Source organism: Christensenella sp. MSJ-20 (assembly GCF_044357945.1).
Classification (GTDB): Bacteria; Bacillota; Clostridia; order Christensenellales; family QAND01; genus QAND01.
The window spans coordinates 1,371,850-1,397,737 of record NZ_CP076563.1 but is presented as its reverse complement, the minus strand read 5'-3'; the positions used below and the strand labels follow the sequence as shown (position 1 = coordinate 1,397,737).

At 48.9% G+C, this 25,888-nt stretch carries 25 protein-coding genes; 19 read left to right on the top strand and 6 right to left on the bottom strand.

The features are described 5' to 3' along the window. The first annotated feature begins 120 nt into the window (after positions 1-120). Positions 121-363 carry a hypothetical protein gene (locus tag KP626_RS07090; RefSeq protein WP_395976172.1) on the top strand — a complete coding sequence of 81 codons (243 nt, stop codon included), beginning with the start codon at positions 121-123 and terminating at the stop codon, positions 361-363. Continuing rightward, positions 351-1,340 (top strand): tyrosine-type recombinase/integrase, encoded by a 990-nt coding sequence (locus tag KP626_RS07085; RefSeq protein WP_395976170.1) that lies wholly within the window; start codon positions 351-353, stop codon positions 1,338-1,340. The genes KP626_RS07090 and KP626_RS07085 overlap by 13 nt, the downstream gene beginning before the upstream one ends. 87 nt (positions 1,341-1,427) lie before the next feature. On the opposite strand, the gene KP626_RS07080 is transcribed toward KP626_RS07085, so the two are convergent. Further along, positions 1,428-2,366: a 1-phosphofructokinase family hexose kinase gene (locus KP626_RS07080; protein WP_395976168.1), complete on the bottom strand. Its 939-nt coding sequence runs from the start codon at positions 2,364-2,366 to the stop codon at positions 1,428-1,430. 140 nt (positions 2,367-2,506) lie between these two features. Between KP626_RS07080 and KP626_RS07075 the strand changes: the two genes are divergently transcribed. The 8 genes from KP626_RS07075 to KP626_RS07040 all read left to right on the top strand — a co-directional run bounded on the left by KP626_RS07075 (position 2,507) and on the right by KP626_RS07040 (position 14,270). After that, positions 2,507-3,391, top strand: coding sequence for an amidohydrolase family protein (locus tag KP626_RS07075; RefSeq protein WP_395976166.1), 885 nt, complete (start codon positions 2,507-2,509; stop codon positions 3,389-3,391). A gap of 133 nt (positions 3,392-3,524) precedes the next feature. Continuing rightward, positions 3,525-5,345, top strand: a complete 1,821-nt coding sequence (locus KP626_RS07070) for an ABC transporter ATP-binding protein (protein ID WP_395976164.1) — start codon at positions 3,525-3,527, stop codon at positions 5,343-5,345. Then, the gene (locus KP626_RS07065; RefSeq protein ID WP_395976162.1) at positions 5,342-7,174 is read left to right on the top strand and encodes an ABC transporter ATP-binding protein; all 1,833 of its coding nucleotides are present in this window, start codon (positions 5,342-5,344) and stop codon (positions 7,172-7,174) included. Before KP626_RS07070 ends, KP626_RS07065 begins: the two co-directional genes overlap by 4 nt. A gap of 372 nt (positions 7,175-7,546) precedes the next feature. Beyond that, positions 7,547-8,551, top strand: a complete 1,005-nt coding sequence (locus tag KP626_RS07060) for a hypothetical protein (RefSeq protein ID WP_395976160.1) — start codon at positions 7,547-7,549, stop codon at positions 8,549-8,551. After that, positions 8,548-10,692 (top strand): VWA domain-containing protein, encoded by a 2,145-nt coding sequence (locus KP626_RS07055; RefSeq protein WP_395976158.1) that lies wholly within the window; start codon positions 8,548-8,550, stop codon positions 10,690-10,692. Before KP626_RS07060 ends, KP626_RS07055 begins: the two co-directional genes overlap by 4 nt. A 293-nt stretch (positions 10,693-10,985) precedes the next feature. Then, complete coding sequence (locus KP626_RS07050) at positions 10,986-12,440, top strand: oligosaccharide flippase family protein (RefSeq protein WP_395976156.1); 1,455 nt, start codon at positions 10,986-10,988, stop codon at positions 12,438-12,440. A 4-nt stretch (positions 12,441-12,444) separates the two neighbouring features. Continuing rightward, positions 12,445-12,768, top strand: coding sequence for a hypothetical protein (locus KP626_RS07045; protein WP_395976154.1), 324 nt, complete (start codon positions 12,445-12,447; stop codon positions 12,766-12,768). A gap of 446 nt (positions 12,769-13,214) precedes the next feature. Further along, on the top strand, positions 13,215-14,270 hold the full coding sequence (locus KP626_RS07040) for a sulfatase-like hydrolase/transferase (protein WP_395976152.1): 1,056 nt from the start codon (positions 13,215-13,217) through the stop codon (positions 14,268-14,270). Positions 14,271-14,677: 407 nt separating this feature from the next. Here the strand turns inward: KP626_RS07040 and KP626_RS07035 are convergent, their stop codons facing one another. The 5 genes from KP626_RS07035 to KP626_RS07015 form a co-directional block, all read right to left on the bottom strand. Then, positions 14,678-15,274, bottom strand: coding sequence for an epoxyqueuosine reductase QueH (locus KP626_RS07035; RefSeq protein ID WP_395976150.1), 597 nt, complete (start codon positions 15,272-15,274; stop codon positions 14,678-14,680). A gap of 24 nt (positions 15,275-15,298) precedes the next feature. After that, positions 15,299-16,369 carry a tyrosine-type recombinase/integrase gene (locus KP626_RS07030; protein WP_395976148.1) on the bottom strand — a complete coding sequence of 357 codons (1,071 nt, stop codon included), beginning with the start codon at positions 16,367-16,369 and terminating at the stop codon, positions 15,299-15,301. A gap of 75 nt (positions 16,370-16,444) precedes the next feature. Continuing rightward, positions 16,445-17,272 carry a hypothetical protein gene (locus KP626_RS07025; protein WP_395976146.1) on the bottom strand — a complete coding sequence of 276 codons (828 nt, stop codon included), beginning with the start codon at positions 17,270-17,272 and terminating at the stop codon, positions 16,445-16,447. A gap of 46 nt (positions 17,273-17,318) precedes the next feature. Further along, positions 17,319-17,666: a hypothetical protein gene (locus KP626_RS07020; RefSeq protein WP_395976144.1), complete on the bottom strand. Its 348-nt coding sequence runs from the start codon at positions 17,664-17,666 to the stop codon at positions 17,319-17,321. Positions 17,667-17,887: 221 nt separating this feature from the next. Beyond that, positions 17,888-18,229, bottom strand: a complete 342-nt coding sequence (locus KP626_RS07015; protein ID WP_395976142.1) for a helix-turn-helix domain-containing protein — start codon at positions 18,227-18,229, stop codon at positions 17,888-17,890. A 520-nt stretch (positions 18,230-18,749) separates the two neighbouring features. Between KP626_RS07015 and KP626_RS07010 the strand changes: the two genes are divergently transcribed. From KP626_RS07010 to KP626_RS06970, 9 genes are all read left to right on the top strand, one after another. Next, a complete protein-coding gene (locus tag KP626_RS07010) occupies positions 18,750-18,956 on the top strand; it encodes a helix-turn-helix domain-containing protein (RefSeq protein WP_395976140.1) in 207 nt (68 codons plus the stop codon). Positions 18,957-18,967: 11 nt separating this feature from the next. Continuing rightward, entirely contained in the window at positions 18,968-19,162 is a 195-nt protein-coding gene (locus KP626_RS07005) for a hypothetical protein (protein ID WP_395976138.1), read from the top strand. A 477-nt stretch (positions 19,163-19,639) separates the two neighbouring features. Further along, positions 19,640-19,951, top strand: a complete 312-nt coding sequence (locus KP626_RS07000) for a hypothetical protein (RefSeq protein WP_395976136.1) — start codon at positions 19,640-19,642, stop codon at positions 19,949-19,951. A gap of 203 nt (positions 19,952-20,154) precedes the next feature. Continuing rightward, positions 20,155-20,505: a hypothetical protein gene (locus KP626_RS06995; protein ID WP_395976134.1), complete on the top strand. Its 351-nt coding sequence runs from the start codon at positions 20,155-20,157 to the stop codon at positions 20,503-20,505. Continuing rightward, positions 20,498-22,378, top strand: coding sequence for a hypothetical protein (locus KP626_RS06990; protein WP_395976132.1), 1,881 nt, complete (start codon positions 20,498-20,500; stop codon positions 22,376-22,378). The genes KP626_RS06995 and KP626_RS06990 overlap by 8 nt, the downstream gene beginning before the upstream one ends. Before the next feature lie 12 nt (positions 22,379-22,390). After that, positions 22,391-24,217, top strand: a complete 1,827-nt coding sequence (locus tag KP626_RS06985; RefSeq protein ID WP_395976130.1) for a DUF859 family phage minor structural protein — start codon at positions 22,391-22,393, stop codon at positions 24,215-24,217. 15 nt (positions 24,218-24,232) lie between these two features. Next, entirely contained in the window at positions 24,233-24,496 is a 264-nt protein-coding gene (locus KP626_RS06980; RefSeq protein ID WP_395976128.1) for a hypothetical protein, read from the top strand. Beyond that, complete coding sequence (locus KP626_RS06975) at positions 24,496-24,912, top strand: carbohydrate-binding protein (protein WP_395976126.1); 417 nt, start codon at positions 24,496-24,498, stop codon at positions 24,910-24,912. Before KP626_RS06980 ends, KP626_RS06975 begins: the two co-directional genes overlap by 1 nt. 22 nt (positions 24,913-24,934) lie before the next feature. Then, positions 24,935-25,882 carry an N-acetylmuramoyl-L-alanine amidase family protein gene (locus KP626_RS06970; RefSeq protein ID WP_395976124.1) on the top strand — a complete coding sequence of 316 codons (948 nt, stop codon included), beginning with the start codon at positions 24,935-24,937 and terminating at the stop codon, positions 25,880-25,882. The last annotated feature ends 6 nt before the right edge of the window (positions 25,883-25,888 follow it).

Genomic DNA, 25,888 nt, shown 5'->3' with positions numbered 1-25,888 from the left:
ATTGATTGACAAAATTTAGACAAAGAAATTTCCAAAACCCTCTTTTTTTCTTTCTCCTTTCATGCTATGATGTTCGCACAAAACACGAACATTTGTTTGCGTAATTAGGGGAAAGATGGAATGAAGACGAAAATTGAAGATGTATTGATTGAATGGACCCCCTTGCTTCCCGAGCCAAACTTCAGCCTCTACACCGTTAGAGGGACAACCCTATTGATCGCCCTACGCCTGGGGCTATCCATGCAGATAGTCTCTTGTATCCTTGCCCGTATCCAGGCCAAATTAAGCCCACAATACGCCGTGGAGATTTCTATTGATATGGTGCCTACTCCAAGGGAGGAGGTGCTATCATGCCAAAAATGAGAGGAAACGGGCAAGGTTCTGTTTATAAAGAAGGCAATAAATGGAGGGCCGTTGTGACGTTGTATTATACCGCCACTGGCCAAAGGAAAACCCGGTCTAAAATATGCCGCACTAAAAAAGAAGCGCTTGCTGCTCTTGTCTCATTGAACGCCAACGGCACTCAAAACGAATACGCCGCCATGACCTTTGCTGATGTGTGGGACGTGGTTCTCCCTGGCCTTGATCTTAGCCCCGGAAAGCTTCAAGAATATAAACGGGCATGGGAACGGTTAGGCCAGCTTCACTTAGTCAGAATAGCAGATCAAAGAACCGCCGACCTACAACGAGCCATCGATGCAGTCCCAGGAGGATATCATACCAAGAAAGCGGCCAAGAACGTTCTGGGGCATATCTATCACTATGCCCTTGTAAATGATATTGTTGCAAAAAACTATCTTTCTTTTGTGGTACTTCCTGCCGCCGCCAAGCCGCTGGAAGATGCGTTCACAGATGAGGAGCTGACTGTTGTATGGGATTATGTCCGCACCGATGAGGAGGCTAGGTGGATCATTATAATGGCCTATTGTGGTTTGCGCCCCGGTGAGCTGCGGCAAATTAAAAAAAGCGATATCCACTTGAAAGAGCAGTACATGATCGGAGGCATCAAAACGGAAGAAGGCCGGAACCGCACCATCCCACTGGCTGATCGGCTTCTCCCGGTTATTCAAAGACAGATCGCTTGCTCCGCTTCGTTCCAGCTCCTGGTCTCGTGCGGTTCAAAGCTGTTTTACGAGCGTTACCACGCTTTTTTGTCTCGCATTGGCATCCGTTATTTGCCGCCACGGTTTTGCCGCCATACCTTTGCCACAAGATCAGCAGAGGCAGAAATAGCTCCGGCAATTATTCAGTCGATTATGGGCCATAAGAAGTATCAAACCACCCTGGGATATACCCATATCCGAACCGACAAAAAGGTGGAATCCGTCAATAAATTATAGCTATTTCAACGCTATTTCAACGCAAGCGCCGCCGATCACTTTATTTGCGGCCATTGTTGCACCCCCGTTGGGGGCTTTTCCTTTATCCTAATCTATCCGAAAAATTTCCACCATTTTAAGCAGCATGTCGAAATCCTCTTTTCGCACCAATTGGGTGCCCGGCGTCATGATGGCCGCCGACGCGCCCGCTACGGCGTAGCGGAAACAGTATTCCAGATCCATGCCAGCAGCATCCGCCACCGCAAAAGCTCCCACCATGGAATCCCCCGCGCCTACGGTGCTGTTCACCCGCACTCGGATGGCGGGAGCCCCCAAACAGGTTTGGCCATCGGCAATAAATGCTCCTCGGTCCCCCAGGGAGACCATGACGATGCCCACGCCGCGGCGGCATAGATCCAGGGCCGCCGTTTTTACATCGGAAAGGTCCGTCACCTCCCGGCCCAGGATGGTTTCCAGCTCGAACCGGTTGGGCTTGATGAGGTAGGGCCGCTCCTGGATGGCCTGCTCCAGCCGCTCTCCCTCGGCGTCCACCATACACTTCACCTGTGGATTAGCCTGCCGTGCCTTGCCCATAAGCCGCCGGTAATAATCCGGATTGCATCCCGGAGGCAAGCTGCCGGTAAACACCATGGTGGTGCTCTTTTCCGCGTATTTCTTCACCAGGTTGCTCATCACCACATGGGCGGAATCCGGCACCACCGGCCCCCGCTCGTTGATCTCGGTGGTAACGCCCTGTTCCCTGTCCAGCACCTTAAGGTTGATCCGCACCGTGCCGCCAATATTGACAAACTCCGACTTAACGCTGCCCCGGTCCATCTTCTCCCGCACCACGGCAAAGCCATCGTGACCGGCGAAGCCGATGCAGGCCGCTTCCGCCCCCAGGGTGGAAGCCACCACTGCCACGTTGATGCCCTTGCCGCCGCCGTCCTCCCGGACGTCCCGAACCCGGTTCATACCGCCATAGGTAAAGCCGTCGATCTCCAGGGTTTTATCGATGCTGGGGTTTAAGCATACCGCTGTGACCATCCCGATCCCTCGTTTCCAATTGCCTGTTTGTTCTGTTATTTTAACATATTTTCCGAACCTTAGGGGAAGCACCGGGGCTTCTTTTCTTTCAATATTAGTTGTGTTATGATAGATTTTATCCGATTTTAGGGGGGATTTTCATGGAGATCATCGACGTTCACCTTCATTTTTTTGAGAATTTCAACGCGGAAAACGGCCCCATGCGCCAGCAGGTAAAACGGATGATGGAGGAGAATAACGTGGTCATGGCCATCGCCATGGGCAGCGGACGCCCCCAGTATCAGGAGAACCCGCCCCGGGTGATCCCGCCCCTTCTGCCCCACATGGACGCGCCGCTGGATCTTGCCCAATACAACTTTTTGCCCAACACCGCCTACTGCGCAGGGATCAACCCACACGGCCTGTGCGACGCCAACCGCAAGGCCACCCAGGAGGCTTTTGCAAGAGCCCTGTCCACGCCCCATTGCGTTGGACTTAAAATCTATGCGGGCTATCAATATTTCTACGTGGATGATCCCATCTATTATCCCTTCTATGAGCTGGCGGAGCAGTTTCACGTGCCGGTGGTCATCCATACCGGGGACACCGCCAATCCAACCGCCCTTTTAAAATACTCCCATCCCCTAACGGTGGACGCCGTGGCGGTGAACTTCCCACGGGTACAATTCGTTATGGCCCATTATGGCAACCCCTTTATCGTGGAAGCCACCGAGGTGGCCAAGAAGAACCCCAATGTGGCCATCGATCTATCGGGCATGGCGGTTGGCGACATCGAACCCGACGCCTTTTTTGCCCGCTATGGCGGCTATGTGCAGCACCTGCGAACCTGGATGGCCTATTTGGACAGCTATGAAAAGCTTCTGTACGGCACCGACTGGCCCCTGGCCGACATGGGAAGCTACCTGCGGCTGATGCAGGCCATCGTTCCGGAAGCCCATCATCAGGAGGTGTTCCATGACAACGCCCTGCGGATCTTCCAAAAACTCAACGGCTTGCTGCCATCGAGCTCGTCCACGGCGTTGTAAAACTTTTCCTGCCCTGTTATAATGGATTCACTGCGGTTTATCCAAATCGTTTTTGCATCGTCTGCGGCGCCCTATGGGCCCCGTCTTTCTTGGCGTGTGCGGAAAACCCGCGGATTTTGAAGCGAGGTGCGCAATGGAACAGGAAAGCAAACTGAGGCTCTTTTTTCAGCTTTTAAAGGGACAGAAGCTGAAATTCATCTTGGCCATGGTGGCGGTGGCGGTCACTTCCCTGGTAGGGCTTTTACCCCAGCAGGTAATCCGTTTTACGGTGGATGCCGTCATCGGGGGCGAGGCCTTTCCCCTGCCAGGCTACCTGCAGGGAATCTATGATCTCCTAGGGGGCCGGTCCACATTTCTAAGCAACCTGTGGCTCTGCGGCGTACTTATGCTGCTGATCTACCTGGTCAACAGCGTCTTTTCCTTTTTGCGGGCCCGGCTGGCCAGCTCCGCCAGTGAAACCAGCATCAAAAAGCTCCGGGACCGGCTCTACGACCGGTTGTCCCATATGCCCTACGCCACCCACGTCAACGCCAATACCGGCGATCTATTGCAGCGGTGCAGCTCCGATGTGGAGACCGTACGCCGGTTTATGGCGGTACAGCTGGTGGAGTTGACCCGCACCGTCTGCACCCTGGGGTTTGCCCTGTTCTTGATGCTGGGCATGAACGTACCCATGACCTTGATCTCCCTCATCGTGGTGCTGCCCCTCTTTGGATTTTCCCTCTGGTTCTACAAGGTGGTCCGCAAAACCTTCAAAGCGGTGGATGAGGCCGAGGGCCGGCTGTCCACGGTGATGCAGGAAAACCTCACCGGAGTTCGGGTGGTTCGGGCTTTCGGCCAGGAAAAGCAGGAGATGGAGAAGTTTGACGGAGCGTCCGGGGAGTTTGTGGACAACAGCTACCGGATGATGCTAAACCTGTCCACGTTTTGGGGGGTTACGGATTTCCTCATCTATCTGCAGATCGCCATCACCACCGTGGCGGGGTGTTATTTCGCCTATACCGGGGCCATCACCGTGGGCATGCTCATCAGTTTTTCCGGGTATATCACCACCCTTCTCTGGCCGGTAAGGCAGTTAGGCCGGCTGTTGTCCGATCTGGGCAAAACTTTCGTCTCCCTGACCCGTATCAGCGAGGTGCTCCACGAGCCCGTGGAGGAGGACGCTCCCGGCGCGCTGACCCCCACCATCCGGGGGGACGTGCGGTTTGAGCATGTGAGCCTTTCCTATGACGACGAGGAGCGCCAGGTACTAAAGAACGTATCCTTCTCGGTAAAGGCGGGCCAGACCATCGGCATTCTGGGAGCTACCGGCTCCGGCAAGAGCTCTCTGGTACAGCTCATGCAGCGGCTGTACGACCCCACGGAGGGCGCCATCTACATCGATGGCATCGACATCCGCACCATGCAAAGAAAGTGGCTGAGGAAGAATGTAGGCATCGTGCTGCAGGAGCCCTTTCTCTATTCCCGCTCCATTATGGAGAACATCCGTATCACCGATCCGGATAAGGAGCGGGAGGAGGTCATGAAGGTGGCTAAGATCGCCCAGATCGATTCCCTGGCCCGGGAATTTGACGGCGGCTTTGAAACCCTGGTAGGGGAGCGGGGCGTAACCCTGTCGGGCGGACAGCAGCAGCGGGTGGCCATCGCCCGAATGCTCCTCCAGGACGCTCCCATCATGATCTTTGACGATTCCCTCTCGGCCCTGGATACCGAGACCGACGCCGCCATCCGCAAAGCGCTTGATGAAAACAAACGGGACCGTACCACCTTCATCATCTCTCACCGGGTAACCACTCTCTTTGAGCTGGATAAGATCCTGGTGATGGAGGAAGGCCGTATCGTCCAGGAGGGCACGCACCAGGAGCTGCTTCAGGAGGAGGGGCCCTACAAGGCGGTATGGGACATCTACGGAAAACTGGAAACAGAAGCCAGCATGGGAGGTGCGCAGAATTGAATCAAGCCTACGGAATTCAGGAACAGGAATACACCAAGCGCATCAACCTCTCCATCTGGCGGAGGCTGTGTAAATACCTCTTTGTCTACAAGCGAAACCTCTGGGGCGTCATCATCGCCAACATCTGCATCGCCATCGGCGAGGTAGCCTTCCCCCTTCTGACTCGATACGCCATCGATACCTTCGTCCAGCAAAACAGCATCAACGGCCTGGGGCTTTTTGCTCTGGGCGCGGTATGTGTGGCCGCCTTTCAGGCCATCGTTACCTATATCTTTGTGCGGAACGCCGGCCGGCTGGAGGTGCTGGTGAGCCGGGACATCCGGCGGAAGGCCTTCTCCCGGCTTCAGGAACTATCCTTTTCCTATTACGACCGGACTCCGGTGGGCTATCTCCTGGCTCGGCTCACCAGCGACGTCCACCGCCTGTCCGAAACCCTGGCCTGGAGCCTGGTGGATATCCTCTGGGCCGTGGCGGTGATCCTGGGGGCTGTGGGCGCCATGCTCTACCTGAACGTTACCGTAGCCCTATGCGTGCTGGCGGTGGTTCCCTTCCTCATGCTGGCCACTTCCTTCTTTCAAAAACGCATCTTCCGGCAGCAGCGGATCGTCCGCCGGACCAATTCCATGATCACCAGTAGCTTTAACGAGGGCATCATGGGAGCAAAAACCACCAAAACGCTGGTGCGGGAAAAGGCCAACCTGGATGAGTTTTCCGCCATCACCGGCCAGATGCGGGCGGCATCCATCAAAGCCGCCACCTTAAACGGCATCTACATGCCCTGTATCCTGATGCTCAGCGCCGTAGGCCTGGGCCTGGTACTCTGGCAGGGCGGATATCTGGTTACCAGCGGTGTCATGTGGTTTGGCACCCTGTCGGCCTTCATCTCCTTCACCAACCAGTTCTTCCAGCCTCTTCAGCAGCTGGCCCGTATCTTTGCCGAGATGCAGTCGGCCCAGGCCGCGGCGGAGCGGGTACTGGATCTGGTGGATACCGAACCCGAGATAAAGGACAACGCTGCCGCTCGGGAGCGGGAGGGCACCTTCTTTGCCCCTAGCAAGGAAAACTGGGCCCCCATTCGGGGCCGGGTGGAGTTCCGGGATGTGGGATTCCAATACAGCAACGGCACCCGGGTGCTGGAACACTTCAACCTCACGGTGGAACCAGGCCAAACCGTAGCCTTGGTAGGGGAGACAGGCGCCGGTAAATCCACCATCGTCAACCTATTATGCCGGTTCTACGAGGCCACCGAGGGAGAGATCCTCATCGACGGGGAAAATATCCAGGACCACACCCAGATCTGGCTTCAAAGCAATCTGGGGTACGTGCTCCAGCAGCCTCATCTGTTTTCGGGCACCATCCGGGACAACATCCGATACGGCAACATGGAGGCCACCCAGGAGCAGGTGGAGCGTGCCGCCAAGGTCGTCCATGCCGACACCTTCATCGAACGCATGCGGGATGGCTACGATACCCAAGTGGGGGAGGGCGGCAGCCGTCTATCCACCGGGGAAAAACAGCTCATCTCCTTTGCCCGAGCCCTTTTAAATGATCCCAGCCTGTTTGTCCTGGATGAGGCCACGAGCTCTGTGGACACCGAAACGGAGCAGCTGATCCAAAGCGCTATCGCCGCCAGTTTGGTCAGCCGCACCAGCTTCATCATCGCTCACCGGCTCTCCACCATCCGCAACAGCGACATCATCCTGGTGCTCCGCCATGGGGAGATTGTGGAGCGGGGCAGCCACGAGGCGCTCATGGAAAAGCGAGGCTACTACTACCGGCTTTATACCAACCAGTTTAACAGCGAACAGGCCGCATCCACTTTTAAATGAGACAAAAAAGTCCCTAACCATGCGGGTTTAGGGGCTTTTTTCTTTTGCTTTCAATAGGATACGCCAAGGCTGGCATATATACGCAAAAGACCGGATTGGCGGATCCGCTTCCGCAAAGGGACGTTCCAGCCATGATCCAGGCGAAAAAGGCTTTTTCCAATCCGCATTATGAGTTGTTTTTCTCTGTTTCATCATTATAATACAAGGGTACACAGACGCCCTATACAGCCTTGTCCTTAGGTTTTCCCGTCTGTTATAAAAAGCCGCTTGGGCGCCCAAAGCAGGCACGCATACGATTCCATCAAAAGCAGCGGAGACACAGCCCCTCTTCCCCGCTTTTGATCAAATAGTTGGATTAAGGAGGATACGCACATGGCAAAGTTCTGTAAAGAATGCGGAACAAGGCTTGATGAAGCCACCGGATTATGCCCAAAATGCAATCCAAATGCCGTTACAAGCCAAGAGCAGAACGAAAAACCAGAAGCAAAACGCAGCGCTGCTGCACAGGGACAAAATACGGAATCCATCAGCAAGAAAAGCGCTGGCGGGCAGCTGCCGTCTAAAAAAGAAAAAAAGGCGCAGATCAAGCGGGAGAACAAGCGGATTAAGCAGGAAAAAAAGCGGGAGAAAAGGGCTGCCATGTCGCGCGGACAGAAAGTCCGCCGGTTCTTCTTAAAATTGCTGCTGATCGTTCTTCTTTTCGGTATTTTGGCCGGTGGCACAACGGCAGCGCTGGTATATTTTGATGTGGTGGATATCCCCTTTGTAGAAACTTTGCTGGTCTCAATGGGTCTAAAGGAGCGGGAAGCCTTGCCCCATCAAGGACAGGATCCTTCCAATGACCATGGAGATCTGCCGCAAGCATCGGGCACATTTGAGGTTACACCCCCTGACGCCGATTCCTATTTTGAAGACAATGCAACCATTCTATCCAAAATAGATGCAAACGATTCCACAACGGTCACTACAGAGGCCGAAACCTGTGATACCCTTGCGGAGCGCGGGTTGGATGAATACCCCATAACAACGGAGTATTCCATGACCGGAGATTACTCCGAGGCAACGGAGATTTCCCAGGGGTCATCCACCAAACACCCCACCTATCAAACGTACTATGTTTCTAAAAACGGCGATGTTTGGACGATTTTTATGATCAATGGTGCGATCATGGCGAATCCCGTATCCTATAATATCCAGTCAGATCTGGACGCACAGGTCATTCTATCCGAGTCCAATACCGTCATGAGTTATGACGGCACCACCAATCGATTCTATGAGACGATTCCAAATAAATCGTCCCTCATTGTAAAAACGGTTGACCGCATTGACGCTGAAACGCTGGAAAACCTGACCATTGGAGCGATCGATGAACGATGAGTAAATACAATTATACAGCAAAAACAGCAAGGTTTTTTCGAGTCTTTCTTGGCATAGCAGCCGCCCTTGTTATGGTGTTTCCGGTGTTGCCCGCGGCAAGCGCCGAGACGCTGGAAGGCGATAGAATCATCGTCTCGCTGGGGGACTCCTATTCCTCCGGGGAGGGGATCGAGCCTTTTTACGGCCAAAACGAGGATACCTCCAAAAAGGTGAAAAACCCCGATTGGCTTGCGCATCGGTCCCAAAACAGTTGGTCCGGAATGCTGACGCTTCCATCGGTAAGCGGCACAATGTCGGAAAACCGCAACACGCACTGGTATTTTGCGGCGGTGTCCGGGGCGGAAACGGAGCATATGCTGCACACGCAAAAAAAGGAGTACGATCGGGACGGCAATTCCGGAACGGCATCCTTGGATCCGCAGTTGGACGTGTTTGACACATTGGGAAGCAAGAAGGCGGATTACGTAACAATAACGCTGGGAGGAAACGACGCCGGTTTTACGGATGTGATTACCGAGGCGGCGCTGGGCAGCACATATCTCCACACCAGCAAGCTGTCGGATAAGCTGAATGATACTTGGAAGAAGTTCTATGCGGACGGCGGAATCCGGGATGACCTTCGACAGGCATATGAGGCGATTTCAAAGAAGGCTGGGCCACAAGCCAAGATCCTTGTAGCCGGATATCCAAAGCTGCTCGATCAAACTGGCAAGGGCTTCTTTTTCAGCCGTGAAGAAGCCACTTTGGTCAACGACTCGGTCAGCAACTTCAACAACGAGATCGAAAACCTGGTCAATGCTTGCAAAGCATCCGGCATTAAAATCTGTTTCGTCTCCGTTGAGGAGGCGTTTAACGGCCACGAGGCTTATTCCGATAACCCGTATATCAACAAAGTAATGTTGCCGCAGTCGGAGGATTTAACGGGATTTCCCAAGAGCTTCGTGAGCGCCTATTCCATGCATCCCAACAGCAAGGGAGCAAAGGCCTACGCCAAATGCGTGCAAAGCAAAATCGACCAACTGGAGGCAGATGGAGGCGAGTCCGAGTGGATGGTTCGCACCACTTCCGATGAACGGGATATCGTTTTGGTCCTTGATGCATCGGGGAGCATGGCGGGCGCGCCCATGAAAGAAACAAAAAAAGCATCCGCCAATTTTATCCGCACCGTTCTCAAGGAGGATGCAAGCATCGGCATTGTCACATATGACAACGATTCCATGATGCTGTCCGATTTCAATCTGAATGAAAGCTATCTTACCAGCGTTGTTCAGCAGATCAACGACGGCGGCGGAACCAACATCGAATCCGGCCTTTCCATGGCACGTGATATGCTGCAAAACAGCAATGCCAAAAAGAAGATCATCGTGTTGATGAGCGACGGAGAGCCCAACGACGGCAAGGTCGGCGACGAGCTGATCTCCTATGCCGACGAGATCAAGAAGGACGGTATCTACATCTATACCCTGGGCTTCTTTGAAAATATGGGCGGATATCGATCGTCCGCTCAGGCGCTTATGGAGGGGATTGCAAGCAGCGGGTGCCACTATGAGGTGGCGGACGCCAATGATTTGGTGTTTTTCTTTGGCGACATTGCAGATCAGCTAAACGGACAAAAATACATCTACGTTCGCATTGCCTGTCCCGTTGACGTTACGGTATCCCACGATGGTGAAATGCTGAATTCTTCTGAGGAAAATCTCTGTGTCAGAACTGATTTTGGAACTCTGACCTTTGAGGAAAACGAGGATCGGTCAGATGACCGCACCAAGATCCTGCGGTTAAAAGAAGGGGCCAGCTATGACATTCGCATCCAGGGAACCGACAGCGGTGAGATGGATTATACCATTGGCTTTATGGATGAAAACGGTGAGTATAGCGATATCAGGGAGTTCTATAACATAGTGATTACACAGGATACGGTAATCGACACCGTTGCAAAAAACGCTCGTTCAACCGAATTAAAGGTGGATCAGAACGGCGACGGCAAGTACGATATCAAGTATCGTGCAAAGGAGAATGGAACGGGGGAGGTTGTAGACTATACCTATCTTTACTACATCGTTGGAGGCGCAGTGGCTTTTATCCTGTTTGCTGTGGTTGTAATAGCCGTTAAAAGGAGCGCAAAAACGCGCAAATCATAAATTAAGAACGCCCCTTGATGAAAGAGATCAAAACTTCGGCGATACAAATCCTTCTGGTCTAAATTAACAAGAATCGTACAGCCGGCAAAAATACGATACGGTATAGTCATACCGTATCGTATTTTTTAAAAATGGTTTTATTGCTGAAAAATTTTTTTACATCCAAATGAACTATCTGCGATATTTATCGTTCAAAAGCATATCGGTTTGATTTTTTTTAAAGATGGTTTTACAATAGACGCATTCATCAATGATAATATGCGTAATAAAGATAAACAATGAGGTATTTACACATGAAAAAAAGCCCATCTGTTTCGCTGGGGCAAAACGCAATTTATAAAGGCATCCTCAATGCATTCAATCTTTTAGTACCTTTGTTTGTTGGACCCTACATAGCGGGACTGCTCTCTCCGGAACTGTATGGAATTTATAATCGTGTTTACGCAGAATTCAACGTTTTTTTTGTAATTGGATCCTTTGGAATATATAACTATGGACTTCGTGAAATTAGCAAAGTCAGACAAGATCCTGTAAAATTTTCTCAAATTTTTTCTAGTTTATTTGTTGTTGGAGTCATCGCTAACTGCGTTGTTACTTTCTTTTATATTATCTATTTTTCTGTTCGTTCTACCGGAATTGATTTTTATGTGTATGCCGTTATGATTATTCAAATGGCTTCCAACGTCTTTTATATCGAATTCATCAACGAAGCAACGGAAAACTACCGTTTTATTACTATAAAAACCATTATTATTCGATTTCTATATTTTATTTCCATTTTCGCGTTTGTTCGCCGTCCAACCGATGTTATCATCTATTCTATCGTGGTCTCCATGACCATTTTTCTCAATAATTTCGTAAGCTTTACATATATTAAGCGCAATGTAAAGTTTTCTTTTAAGAGCTTACAACTAAAATCGTATATCCTGCCTTTAATCATTACTCTTTTGCTTGCAAACGTAGAGATGCTCTATGGACAATTGGACAAACTATTGTTAAGCCCTTTTGTAAGTGATATTGCGGTTACGGAATATACATTGCCTTCTACATTGGTAGGTATGCTCTGCACGCTTCCTCTCTCCCTCGTCACGGTTGCGATCCCCAGACTTTCCTATTATATTGGAAATCATGATAAGGATTCTTATGAAAATACTTTGCATAGAACAATTCATACCTATATGGCAATTGTTATCCCAATATCCTTTGGAATTCTCGTTCTCGCAAAAGAAATTATGTGGATATATACCAAAGATGTATATACATATGTATATCCAGTTTTAATTGTAACTGCGTTAGCACGGATTCCATTTGCTTATCAATCTTTAATCAGCAATCTGGTAATGTACATCAATAATTGTGAACGTCAGCTCACTAGCTTCTTACTTATCTTCGGCCTAGCTAATGTAGCCTTTGATTTCCTGTTGATTTGGCTACAAATCTTTTCCCCGCTAACCGCCATGTGCACAACCGCCATTGCTGTAGCTCTTTTTGACATTATAACCACCAGATATGTAAACAAGCATTTGCATATACATTGCAACTTTTTCTCTCGTCAGATTATTGGATACTTTTTTATCTCAATCCTGTTTATTCCAATCTCCTTCATAGTCCATGCTTTTCCACTCGGTACAATTGGACATATTGCTTTTACCATTATTCTTTGTGTCTGCTTATATGGTGCTTATTTGCTTTATCGTCGGGATCCAATTCTGGATATCATTTTTAAAAAGCTTAAGAAAGAAAGTTGAGAAAATGGCTAAAAACGTTTTATTCTTTATAATCGACTCTGTTGCTGTAGAACATTTGGATGAAACGCTCTACCGTCATACCCCAATGCCCTTCTTAAACAAATTGAAAGAGCATTGTGTTATAGCAACGCAATATTCACAAGGCCCTTTTACCAAATCAGCCGTTATTCCGCTACTCAGCGGAGTAGAAATGCTAAATAGCGGCGGATATTTACAAAAATTTAAATATCGGCGTACAGTCCTACAAGAATTTCAAGCAACGAGTATGAAACATTTATTAACCATTACTATCCAACCATTTATCCTCCCTACTCTTTTCCTGGAGTAGACGCTCGACACCACCAAAGCTTTTTTCAATTTGCTGAGGTTTGGTCTTACCGATTTTCCTACTATGCTCCACTCTTTTTGTAAAATAAGTTATCGCAAACTGAAATCAGTATGCTCTAAGATATCCTCTATGATAATTTTATTGCCTGGATCCATATTACTGAGCAGCTACTGCAGCGCAGCGATTTGGTCTCTATATTAAATGAAAATGATGATCTGGAAGGATTGGACCAAGACCTTCTAAAAATTCAGCAGGAATATAAGACCTTTCAAAAAGATCCAAAACAGTATTTAACTCAGCTGTTCATTTAAAAGCAGGACCACATTTTATTCCAAATTCCCGTTCGGACATCTAACCGGCGCGTTGATCCACAAGTCCAAAGGGAAGTTTGTCGATGTTATCGTCCGATTTTTGATCAAATCTATAAGACCAACAAAAAGAAAAACTTGCGAAACCTTCCTTTTCCTTTAGGGCGTTTATCACGTGCATTAATTCATGGTGATTTTCATAGTGCCTATCAGTACGCTGCAATGTATAGAAATGCAGTGTGGGATAAAGATCTTTACGATCGCATTGGTAAAAACTACAGCACTTTTAAAGCGGCAGTACCCGCAATTAATTTTATCAATCATTATTTAGAATGGTTAGACAATAGAAATGATTCGCGGCCCTATTTTGCATATTTACATATAGATGATGCGCATGCACCCGAATCATTCTTTACCACAAATTATTCAGATTTTTCTCAATTAGATAATGAATTTTCAGCCATACAAGATTACATCGCACATCTTCCCAAGCGTTATCATGGATCGTTAACCAGTGACCTTTCCTTACTATATATGGATCACTGCTTAGAACATTTGTTCTATGAGTTAAAGCAACGCAATATATTGGAAAATACTGCAATCGTCATTACTGCCGACCATGGATTTTCATATAGCTATGATCCAATACGAGATCGTTATGTTAACACCCCCCATCGAGAAAACTACCATGTCCCGTTTTTAATTTATGATGAGAGCTTAACCCCTGAAATCCGTACGGGATTCTATGAGAGTAAAGATGTAGCTCCAACACTCTTAGATCTTTGTAATCTGCCTATTCCGCCTCAAATGACGGGACTATCTATACTCTCGCACGAGGGACGAGATCATGCGTTTATTGAATATATGGGTGGAGGCTGTCCTGACATGCTCCGTAGGCCGATTGTTCTCGGTGTACGTACCGACGCGTATTCTGTAATTACAAATATTTTTATATTTGATTCTTTTGAAAATGTTAAAATTACGGATGTGTACGATCTATCTCGGGATCCCCAAGAATTACATAACATTGTATCTTCCGTTAACCATTCTAAAATTTCCTATGAGTTGAGTTTGTTGGAAGCGCGTTTTAATGCACTCAAAGAAGACTTTTATACGCATCCTAATGCATTTAATACTCCCAATGCGTATGAAAAACGCATTGCAAGCGGTCAATCCGAATTGTGCGATCGTTGATCAAGTCCAAAAAACACAAAAGACCTAAAGCAGCTATCAGGTCCTTTTTATCGTGTTTAACCTTTCCTATACTATCCTACTATCGCTCCAGCCTCAGCGCATCCAATATAGAAAGTTGGTAATCCTGTCCACTATACTTAAAATGTAAATGATAGATTATTTCCCCCGTCACCAATTTATTCTTTTTCCAGGTTAAAAATAAATCCCCAGGATTCCCCTCCGCCGATGCGAAGCCCAGATAGCCTGGTTCCTCCGATACCGCAAAGCATCTGGAATAGGTTACCCATACCGCTGGGATGTCCTATCTAAATTTCAGTTGCTGTTAGGATTACCCAAGAGGGATTCTTCACATCCAGCCATCCCCAACTAGCAGATCAATCCCATCATCAAATAGGAAAACGCTCTTCTCATGTTTCCTCCCTCCGGGAAAAGAGACAGCCGCAATAGTTTTGGCGATAGAGGCCATACTCCCTTGCCAGCTCAATGGACCGCTGGTATCCTCCCCGTTTTTTGAAATCAGAGGGCAGCCAACGCACGCCGGCCTGCTCCCCCTCCTCCCGGCCGATGACGTTGATGGCCTGAGCGTCCTTTAAGGGACTGATGGATAACGTGGTGCAGAAATAGTCCACCCCCCGTTCCCGCGCCAGCTGAGCGGTCTTTCGGAGCCGGAGCCGATAGCAGGCTTTGCAGCGGATGCCGCCCTCAGGAGCGTCCTCCATGCCCCGGGCCATATCATAAAAGTCCTGAGGCCGGTACGCCTCCTCTAAAACTGGGATTTGCAGCCGCTCCGCAAGCTTTTTCTGTTCCCAAAGCCGCTTTTGGTACTCCTGCTCCGGCGCGATGTTGGGGTTATAATAAAACAGCTCCAAGCGAAAATAGGGAGCCAAATACTCCAACACATAGCTGCTGCAGGGCGCACAGCAGCTATGGAGCAGCAACCTGGGCCGCTCAGCCAAGGTTTTGATCAAGGCATCCAGTTCCCGCTGGTAATTGGTGCGGTTCATATTTTCCCCATATATTCAACTTCTTTATTCATCGGCATTTTTGCTGTTACTGTGTATTTTCTGTGTTCTTGTTCCAAATTGAGCGTTGATTCTTTCCCGGGTGTCCTTACGGCGTCGTTGGCTAATAAGAGTATATATATCTTGCGTAATCGCAACCGATGAATGCCCCAGCTGCTCTTGGGCGGCTTTAGCGTCAACCCCCGCATCATACAGCATTGTAGCATATGCATGTCTAATTTCGTGGGGAGTGACCGTTACCCCACATTCTCTTTGATACTTTTTATATTTTGCACGGAACTGGGAAGATGTTATAAGCTCTCCGTTCAACCCCGGAAACAACAGTACGTTCTTTGCTCCTGGTTTAATCGCGTCTGCAAGAATATCTGGCAAAATCACGTCGCGCTCCCCTGCTTTGCTTTTTGGAAGTTTTATATGCGGATCATTGCTCTCCCAATATAGTGACTTTGTAACGTGTACAAGGCCTCGCTCCCGGTCAATATCTCCGTGAGTGAGAGCAAGCGCCTCTCCACGGCGCAAACCAGTGTATAAAATGAGGTAAGCAAATAAACCAAACTCGGCCTCTAGCCCTTTTATGATCCTGTCAATCTGATCATCAGAAGGCAATTCCCTGTGTTTTTCTGGAAGCCTACCCGGAAGCATTACATACATGGCTGGGCTATACTCAATATCTCCACTAAGGACCGCATGACTACATATTTGCTTGGCTAGCTGCAAGTGCATTGCCACAGTCTTTTTGGCATAGCCTTTCAAGCAAAGTTCTTGTACAAACGCCTCAATCTGTGCCGGGCGCAATTCCTTGATTGATAGATCGCCAAATGCATCTACAACACGTCTATATGCGGCGTTGTACCCGTTTGTAGTGTTGTGAGCGAGCGTCGGCCAGAGCTTGTCATGCCATTCCTCTGCTACTACCTTAAAGGCGCGCCCTTTCTCTACTTCACCCTTGTAGGCAGCTATCTTCCGAAAAACCTCCGCCTCGCTTTTCCCACGAAACGCTTTCCGCTTTCCGTTAATAATGAGCATTTTCTCGTATAGACCATCTGGTCGTTTATACATTGTTTTCTTTTTGGGCAAAACTAACCTCGCATACTCATTTTTTACAAAGCCCCGCCGTTTGTGCGGGGCTTTTGACTTAAGCTTCTAAATTGATTATTGAACCGGGATTTCAAAAACATAATCCTCAAAATCAAGGCGATAATTATCGTTTCCGGCCTCCACATAAACCTTTATGGCTTCATCTGGCGAAATTGGATCAAACACGACGACTCCATCAGCTTCTATGCCAGGCAATATACTGGACGGTAACTCTGGATAATCAGCGCCGAACTGGTAAGATTCTTCATACTGCTTATTTCCCTGCACAAGCTTCATATTAAACGTATAAACAGACATTTTCTCGCTCGAATTATTCGTGGCCTTTATATACACACGCGTTTCATTTTCCGCTAACTCAATCTTTTCAATAGTAACCACACACCCATGTTGATCAATTGTAGCGTTTTCAGGTGTAATTGTTTTCTGTGTCGGGCTTACAACCTCAGCATAGGATGATAACACCAAAGTGTCCGCCGCTATCATTGGCGATGTTATCGTACCTCCAAAAGCGTTTTGCCCGCTCATTTCTCCCAATATCATACCATCAATAATCACATAGTCGTTCTCTTTTATACTTACATCATTATTGTTATATATCACAGCCACATCAAGGTCATATCCAACGGGATCGCACCACATTTGAAAAGCAATGGAGCCACTATTTTGTTCGACAGGCCCGAACACTCTTCCAGAAAGCTTTACATATTTACCCTCAAATGACTTGGGGTTGGCGTGCATGCTTGTGACTTCACTTTCCTCGAGATAGACCTTTTCGTTTGGGCTATTATTCCCAGACGAAGAGCTTTCTGGAGTGCTATTTCCACAGGCAACCATGGCAAGGCACATCCCAATAGCCAAAAGAACCGCAGCAAACTTTTTCATCTCAAGTCCTCCTACTGTATGGTTTTATTGTAGCCCAACATATTTGTTATCTTCCTAGCACATTCGCTAATTTATCACGATCCTCTACAATGCTAGAATAGTCCATCTGAAACCGAATAAGCTCATAAGAAATGCTGTCAATATAAATTCCCACCATCCTATCTTTGATATTTTCCGTTGAATAAGGCAAGCTATCTATTCTATCTGACAAATCGGATAATTTTGCATGAGCCTCATCAGCAGAAATATCAGCATCAATATACTGGTCCGTGATTTTCAAAGCTTTCACCCCAATTTCGTAGGCGCTCTTGCTCATCCCATCCGGCACACCGCCACAACCGATCAACGAGAGACACATGACAAGGGTCAATATAACAGCAATAGACCTTTTCAAAAAAACCCCTCCTATACCATATTGAAAATACATCCAACTATTTTTTTCTCTACTGTACCTTGGAAGGCATTGACAGAACATCACGCTATGCATATAGTAAAAACACGAACATTAGTTTGCATTTTTATATAAAACCGTATATTAAGGAGGAGGCACTTTGCGAAAACAACGTTTGCTTAAACTCATCCGCCGATCTAGGGACCACCAGAAAGCCATTGCCCTCACTCGTCAAGTAATCCAGCAAGCCGCAAAGCCGCTTCCACCTGTTGTAGGACAAACTCCTGCTTGTCCTCTGGAACCTTGTCGAAAAGCTCCATAAGCTCCCGCTCTGCATCGGTCAGCCCGTCATCTTCCTGGATGGCGGGTTTTTCTTTTCCTAAAAGATAGTCCACGGACACGCCGAAATAGTCCGCGAGTTTTTCGAGGTTTTCGGCTCCAGGAAGCTTTTCCCCATTTTTCCAATAAGACAATAGGCTTGTCGATATTCCGGTGTCCTTTGAAATCCTATAAGCCGTTAGTTTTTTTTCATCCATCAATTTTGACATTCTATCCTGAAACTTCATTTCAAACTCCTAGCTAAAAAAATAGATATAAAACTATTGACTATCTAACTATATAGATATATACTATAACCGTACCCGCTGGTGAAAGGCTGCTCTGCCGTGGGTATTCACGGCAGAAACAACCTCCGGCAAATTTGTACCCTTAAGCATTGCAGCAAGGGGAACCCGTGGACGCATTACGCGAGTTTTATTCCCCCGCCGGGATACGGCTCCACGGTTGTGCAATACCTTTTTTAGTCTGGTCTGTTCCAGTATGTTGCACACCTTTGTCCACTCCCCGCGCACATAATACCCTGTGCTTCTTGGTACTCCGCTCACTTTGGCTTCTGCCGGAACAGCCATGTTTTTCAGCCCGTCAGCATCGCGGTTCACATGGAATAAGGGAACAGGGCTTAGTCAAAAGGTTGGTCATAAAAACCGCCCCCTTTCCTAGCCCTTAGGCTATGAGTACAGTATGCAGGATTAGGAAATCAAAGTCAACACTAGCGGGTGCAAATTCCAATAATTAGGAGGTATATAAGTGCTAAACGAAAATGCAATCATGGTCAACATCAAGCGTGGGCGGGAATCTCTCGGGCTTGAGCCGTCCGAAATGGCCGATAGGCTTGGCGTCGAACTTCGCGTCTACAAGATGTACGAAAGCGGAGTGAAAACCCCCGGAAATAAGATGCTGTTTCGAATTGCTGATGCGTTCGGCAAAACGGTTGACGAACTGAATAGAGACTAGGAGGTGCTTTCATGCCTCGCGAAAAGCAGGATTATAGGGAGAATTTAGCCCGCATTGAAGCTGCCTTCCCTGGCGGAGAAATGTTGAACATCAAACAGGTCGGTGAAATCACCGGCTACCGAGATTACAGGACACTAAAAAGGCGGTTCGAGTTTGACAGATTCAACCGGATCAGCAAGGTCAAGCTCGCCAGGCAGATGTCATAAAGGAGGGAGGCATAATGAAATTCAAGGTTCGTCCAGGAAGCATAGCAGACATGGCTATCCATGGCGCAAGGATTGCGGCTTTCCTCCTTGTTCTGATCGGGATGGGCATTGAGCTATGACAGGGTTCACGTTGGGGCTATTTGTAGGAGCGGTGTTCGGTGGGCTTATGGTTGCGGCGTACCGATCCGGGGACGCAAGGAGGATGGACGAAATTAGACGGCACTACGAGCAGGAGCTGTGCCACGCCAGAATGGCACTCAAAGTCCTAGAGCGGACTAGGGAAGGAGAAAGGAAATGGTTCAATACATAAAAAATACGCCCCCGAGGCTGCAAACTCGGAAAGCGTACAAGGGAAAAAGTCACTAAATAGATACCACATCTGAAAGCAAAAGTCAACAGTAAAATTTAGAATCGCCCCGGGGGCTTTCGCTCGGCGAGACGACCCAATAAAATGCTGCACTACTAGGATGCTCTTAAATGTCTCGAATTGCAAGACAATTTTTTAGGATATTCTTAATAAGAAAAAACGCAAAAGAAAGGATGGTAATATTTCATGGATTTCCGAGTGGTCAGATTACCTTTAAATTGTCCGATGATGAATATACCCGCTTGCAAGCGGCGTGCGAGCGGGCTAACGAGACCATACAGGCGTTTTGCAGGAGGGCTGCGGTAAAAGAGCTAGAAAAAAATGTGCCCCAGGGGAGGACAGCCACCGGGACACAGGCAAGAGATATCTGCATAACTAATATAGCACGGCGGCGGAGAGCTGTCAAGGAGGTGCAGCTATGATTCGGTTTGATGATGAAACGGTGGAAAAGATGTTTGACACCCATCTTGAATATAACGGGATCCTTAAGCTTGAAGTTGAGCGGTTGGAGGAGGAAGTCAGGCGATAGCTGAGAGCAACAACAGGCAGAACCAAATGCTGAAATTGCAGTATGGGATGAGGTGATAACGTGACAGACTCCCTTTTGTTTGTAGGCAGTACGCCATTGGACGAAATACAGGCTAGCGGGTATAGCATTCAGGAGGATGCTCCCTCCATTGCTGGTACCATTGTGACCGCTTCTGGGCTAGACAAACGAACCTACCGAAAGCTAGGCCGTACCACTATTGTTGCCGTTCTCGATAATATGGACAGCGGTTCTCTTGCTTCGTACCTATCAGCCCTAAATACCGCCTCAGCAACATTTACCTTTTGGAGCTTGCGGGATCAGTGCTACAAGATAGGCGATTTTTACATTGATCTTGAACCTGTCACGGTGATCACCGCGCAAAGCGACCCAATCACAGATGGCTATACACTGACATTGACCCAGAAAGGGGTGATCACAAATGTTTAGCCCCGTATACCAGGATGATAGGATTTTAGTAAACAATGTTGCTTACCCGGTGCAGGATGTAAAACTGCACCGGGATTGTTATCTGAATGGTAACGTAGTTGGTACAGCAATCGCAAAATCCATTACGTTTTCCGTTGAAGGTGATCCGATTGGAAACAATCCGTTTCAGTACCATGCCGGGGCTGGGGACGATGCCTCAGGCCTTACTTATTCCAACATAGGCACTTTCCATGTAACAGACCGAGCCTATGATAACACCACCGGGATATCGTCCATCACTGCCATGGATGACATGCTCAAATTTGCTGTCCCCTACCAATCAGCCCTTGACTATGCTTCCGGGGAAATCACGGTTATGGACGTTCTGGAAGAAGCATGTACAGCCTGTGGAGTAGCACTAAAACCCGGTCAGACACTGGCAAACGGCGATTTTGTTGTTGATAGCAATCAGTTTACGTCTGGCGAATATTATACCCAGGTTATACAGGCTATTGCAGGAATCAGCGGGACCTTTGCCCAGATCATCGGAGATGAGCTGGTATTTGCTTTATCCATCGGGACACAGCAAACCATAAGCATTTATGACTATGCCAGTGTTGAAATCAAGCGTGAAACCAGGCCAATAAATACGGTCATCATTAGAAATAGCCAGATAGAAGGAGAGAACGTCACTAAGACGGACGGCAGCACAGAACAAATTCAGCTTGTGGTTTCTGACAACCCGTTTGCCTATACCCAAGAAAAAAGAGAAGCGCTGATTGATGCTTTATATGATCAGGTATATGGATACGGATACACAGCGTTTGAGCTGGTCGGATGTGCGGATCCCGCCCTGCCCTGTGGTACTCCAATCAAGGTTGAATTGATGGACGGGTCATATGCAACGAGCTACATTCTCAGGGCCGACTACGTTTCTCCAAACGGCGTTACAAGCGCAACCAGCGCGCCAAGTGTAATTGATAGTGATGTGCAGTACCAGTTTTATCCGACTGAGGCAGAGCTAATCCGCCATACTGAAATCATTGTCAATAAAGCAACGGGCGAAATCACCTCCCTAGCCAAAACCATTGACAGTGTCAGCGACACATCTCAAGCTGCCATGGATACGGCCCAAACCAACAGTACCCTCATAACCCAACTAGCGGAGGGGATAACTGCGGCGGTGTCCATTAGTGGTGGCGCTAACCTTATTCTTGGCACTGCTGGCCGCACCGGTCTTGAGGACTGGACGCTGTCTGAAAATGGATATGCAGTTGGGGGAAACAGCAACGAGACCACCAGCGGCGGATATATCCAGGTAGGCAACGGTGCACAGGGAACCAGTGTCCTTTCTCAGACAGTGCGCCTGGTGTCCGGGAAGACCTACGCCTACTATTTCAAGTACCGAACCAATACAACCTCGGGATCTGAGTTTGGCGTATCTCTGGCGAGCTTGCAAGTGCCTTTAACGACAAGCGAAGCATGGCAGGAGGCGACAGGCGTTTTTCAGGCGCAGAGCACCGATGCCGAGGTGATCCTATCTGCTACGGCGTGTCGGCTCTATGTAGCAGATCTAATTCTCATAGAAGGGGCTGGTGTGTCGGTATGGCAGCAAGCGCCCAACGAGATTGTGACTGCCAATACGGTGATAGACGACCGGGGCATCACCATGACCCGTGAGGAGGAAGCATATAAGGCACATCTTGACAGTACACAATGGGAGATTTTGAACAAGGATACCAGAAAGCGGATTGTTTATGTCGACAAGGACAGTTCGCAACTCGCCAATACCACCATTATGGATCAGTTAAGCGTAAGACGAAGTGCAAGCGCCGCCCACGCCCTTCGCATCCTACCGGTGTCGGACGGTGCGATGTTCGTAATTAACGATTAAGGAGGTGAACGCATGGCAATCCGAACCTATACAAGCGGTGACCTTCCCACCAGCAACCAATACATCGTATTTAATATCCAGATTGTCCTTGAGAGCCAGAGCATTGAGGGAAATTACAGCAACGTAACGGTGCGCGAAATTTATCGCAGGACGAACACCGGGTACCAAACCTATGGTACCGGCACATGCTATGCGCAGATTGACGGCACCGAGTATACCCAGGCGGTCAGCCCCAGCCAAAGGATTGTTGGGTCAGACATGGGCTCGCCCATTACTTTATTTGAGCGGAACGTCAATATTTATCATTCCGCGGATGGCACCCGCGGGCTTACAGTCTACGGAAAAATAAGCATTCCAGGCGCGGGATTAAGCGGTGATTATCAGGGTTATTCTATCACATTGCCCACAATCCCAAGAGCCAGCACCCCTAATGCACCAGACCTTGTAATCGGGGATGATTTGACCATCTCGATCTCCCGGGCTTCTTCTGCGTTTACCCATGACCTGTATCTTTACGCGGGTAGTCTTGATCCGGTTATTAGTGGGGTTGGAACCAGTGGAACCTTCACCTTTTCGGATGCCGATGTAGCGGCGCTTTATGCTTCGCTTCCAAACAGCAACACTGGTTCCTATGGCCTTGTGTGCGTTACATATAGTGGCAACACTGAGGTGGGACGCAAAACCGTTTATGGCACCATACGCGTTGTCCCGTCAAGAGCCGCCCCCATATTTTCCGCTTTTGATTTCTCAGCCTCCAGAACCGATCTTACCGGGGATAGCAGCAAGATCATAAGCGGGGTATCCAGTGTAACAGTCACAATTCCTGTGGCAAATAAAGCTACATCCACCACATCAGCCGCTATCGTGAAGTACATAGCTTCGGTGGGCAACGCTACGGCAGAAGCGCCATGGAGCGAGGATTCCTATGTGTACATCGAGGTTCCAAACGCGGCAAGCGGTACGGTGTCCGTAGCAGCAGTGGACAGCCGTGGAAATCAGACCATTGTAACCAAGCTCGGTACGCTAATTCCGTATACCCCGCCCAGGGTGTCCAGTATTACCACACAAAGGGCAAACAGCGTGGATAGTGCCGTTTCGTTACAGGCTCAGGGCGTCTGGGACAACAAGTCCTTTGGCTTGGTAACAAACACCCTATCGGCACAGTACCGATATAAGCTGACAACGGCTCAGGAGTATTCTGATCCAATCGCCATAACCTTGACCATCAATGAGGATTCATGGCAATTCAACGATATGATATCCGGGGACCTAGGGGTGGATGGGTTCACGATTACCTCATCTTTTGATGTATTGCTGGAAATCACAGATGCCGTTCCAATTTCCGGATCAGGCCAATCCCTCGTAGATCGGGGCATTCCCACAATGCATATGACCCAGGACGGCATTTCCGTGGGCCAGATGATGCCGGAAGGATTACCGGAAGGGGTGATCAATGCTGCAACTGGCTTTGCTGTAAATGGGGTCACACTACCACTTGGAATTGGTGGAGAGGTGGTATGGCGCGGCAGTCTTGCAGCCAATAACACAACAATAACTCTCACAAAGTCTATCTACGAATACAAGTTTTTGCTGGTGATTGGTACCCAAAACTATTGGGCCACACACTATGCAACAAGCGCGTTTCTGCCGGTTTCAACGGATGGAAGCAAAGGCGGTGAGGCCTGGGTGGTCTCACCTTCCGATGACAATGGACGTGGGCATCTCCTGTTGGCGGCGGACGTCAACCTAATTTTTCGCTTTACCACAACAACCACCTTAGTATCGGTTGACGGCTTTGGCGATTATGGGAAATTGCGTGCCATCTATGGGTTCAAATAAACGGAGGGATTTCTGATGAGGATTTGCATTTCAATGGATGCTGAGAATAGGATAACCAGCTATGCGTTATCGGGAGGGATTGTAAATGGAATGGAAATAGAGGTTTCAAATGGGATAGATCTATCGATCCTTGATCACGCGAAATGGGACGGAGAGAAGCTCGTTGAACTTCCCATTGAAGAACCTCCTAAACCGGGCCCTGGCGAACTGGATCAACTGCGAGAACAAGTGGCAGCTCAGCAGGAGATCATAGACATATTGATTGGGGTGGCGAAGTGATGAACAGGAAGGAATGGGCACGCCAGGCCCGGCGTTCCATGGTGTTTGCGGCGCAGTCTGCTCTAGACGAGGAAGCAGCAAGAATGCCCACCCTATACCCCGCATGGCAGCCTGGAGAAAGTGTTGTTATGGGAGATAGGCGGTACTATCCCAATAGGCTATATAAGGCAAGGCAGGATCATATCACGCAGGATGGCTGGGAGCCAGATGGTGCCCCGGCGCTGTGGGAGGTTTTGGACGTTGTCCATAGCGGAACCCTTGATGATCCGATTCCTGCCGCTCCCAATATGGCATATGAAAACGGCAAGTATTACAGCGAGGATGGGACAGTGTATCGCTGCATCCGAGATACAAGCCAGGCGATTTCACATATGCCCTCAGAGCTGATAGGCATTTATTTTGAAGTGGTCGGTTGAATGTAATTAAGGAGGAATATTGATGGTGCCAATTAGAAACATGCTTGTGCCTGAAAACAAGTATGGGATTAAATGCCCCTATGCTATGACGGCAACCCGGATTATCGTTCATAATACGGCAAACGACGCTTCGGCTGAAAACGAAGCCTTGTACATGGCCCGAAACAATAACGAAGCCAGCTTTCATGTAGTAATAGATGACAAAGAGGTAATCCGGTGCATTCCGTTTACCCGCAATTCCTGGAACGCGGGTGATGGGAATGGGGTGGGCAACCGCCAGGGGATCGCCATTGAAATCTGCTACTCTAAGTCTGGCGGTGAGCGGTTCATCCAAGCCGAGAAGAACGCCGCTGAATATATCGCGATGCTGCTAAAAAGCTACGGCTGGGGCATCGATAAAGTGACCAAGCATCAGGATTACAGCGGGAAATATTGTCCGCACCGTACCTTGGATATGGGCTGGCAGCGATTCCTGGACATGGTAGCTGCATATATGGGGGAAGAAGCTCCCCGGCCTGTCCCTACTCCTGTCCCCAGTACAAAGGAGATTGATGCATTTTATCGAGTCCGCACCCAGAAGCACGGCTGGCTTCCGGAGGTATGTAACCTTACAGACTATGCCGGGTGGGAGGATAGCCCCATTACCGATGTGGCCATCGGGGTGTCCCATGGGTCGGTAAAGTACCGGGTGCATGTAATGGGCGGCGACTGGCTCCCGTGGGTAACTGGATACAACATCAATGATATCGTGAACGGTTACGCCGGTAATGGGAAGGTGATCGACGCCATTGAGGTGTATTTCTATACCCCCGATGATATTCGGCCCTTTAAAAAAGCCGAGTACCGCGTGGCTCCTGTGGGTGGCGGGTATTACGCCTTCCAGTACGATAGCGAGACCACCAACGGCCAGGATGGATATGCCGGGCTGTTCGGCAAGGCCATTGGCAAATTCCAGCTAACCATCGAATAGGGGGTG